General features: G+C 66.7%; 2 protein-coding genes. One reads left to right on the top strand and one right to left on the bottom strand.

The window, feature by feature from the left end; all coding sequences use genetic code 11:
* Positions 1-99: 99 nt before the first annotated feature.
* Positions 100-342, bottom strand: coding sequence for a hypothetical protein (locus tag C1J01_RS48305; RefSeq protein ID WP_111185860.1), 243 nt, complete (start codon positions 340-342; stop codon positions 100-102).
* Between C1J01_RS48305 and C1J01_RS48300 the strand changes: the two genes are divergently transcribed.
* Entirely contained in the window at positions 341-778 is a 438-nt protein-coding gene (locus C1J01_RS48300) for a nuclear transport factor 2 family protein (protein WP_111185858.1), read from the top strand. The genes C1J01_RS48305 and C1J01_RS48300 overlap by 2 nt on opposite strands.
* The last annotated feature ends 129 nt before the right edge of the window (positions 779-907 follow it).

Raw genomic sequence — 907 nt, 5'->3', positions numbered from 1 at the left:
TATAAGAGACAGCCCTCGCCCTGCACGGCTTCTGCTTTGGCCGGCACGGCTGCGGGGGTCCAACGGCCTGATCGTCGGCTGCGAGGCACTGTTCGTCCCCTACGCCCCGGCGCCCTGTTCGCGCCGGCCGGGCTCGGCATTCCGGCCGGGGAACCGGCGTGCTACCGGCTTTGGCAAGGCTGTTTCTCGGGTAAGGCGCTTGACGATCTTCGCGAGCGCGGCCCGTACCGGCTCTCGGTCGGTCATGTCCCGTTCGAGGGTCAGCAACGGCCGGACGTCGCCGATGGTGATGTCGAGAACTCGCCAGCCCTTTCCGACGCACCGCTCCAGGGTCGCGGTCATGTCAGACCACAGCCGACTCGTCGTCCGGAACGCCTGGAAAGCCTTCGCCACCCACGATGCGGACCAGATCTCCGCAGTCTTCACCGAGGACGCCGAGTGGCTGGCGCCCCTGGGCAACGCGACCGCCGTCGCGCTGGAAGGATCCGCTCACATGGTCGGCCGGGAGGCGATCGTACGCTTCCTCGCCGACGACTTCCCTCGCTTCTTCGTGCGCGACGTCACCGTCACCTTCCACGGGATCTACGCCGACGGCGATCACGTGATCGTGGAGGAGACCATGACGGCCACGCTCGCCAACGGCAACCACTACGCCAACGACTACTGCTTCGTCTTCGAACTCCGGGACGACCTGATCCGCCGAGTCCGCGAGTACATGGACACCGCCCGCGGGCACCGCATGGTCTTCGCCGAGGAACCCGGGGCCGATCAGTCCTAGGAAGTGTCTGACAATTCGGCGTGCCGGAGCCAGAGCATGAGCGAGGCGATGGTGACACTCGCCGGATGGCGGCTGGCCGGCTTGTCGAAGCGGGTGGCGGCGGTGCTGGCGCTGTCTCTTATACAATCT

The organism is Nonomuraea aridisoli, from assembly GCF_003236395.1.
Classification (GTDB): domain Bacteria; phylum Actinomycetota; class Actinomycetes; order Streptosporangiales; family Streptosporangiaceae; genus Nonomuraea; species Nonomuraea aridisoli.
The sequence above is the reverse complement of the archived record's forward strand: the minus strand, read 5'-3'. Positions and strand labels throughout refer to the sequence as shown.

Bases quoted from the DNA above. Each gene is read 5' to 3' on its own strand.
- C1J01_RS48300 (WP_111185858.1), top strand. From the start codon at position 341: ATGTCAGACCACAGCCGACTCGTCGTCCGGAACGCCTGGAAAGCCTTC.
- C1J01_RS48305 (WP_111185860.1), bottom strand. From the start codon at position 342: ATGACCGCGACCCTGGAGCGGTGCGTCGGAAAGGGCTGGCGAGTTCTC.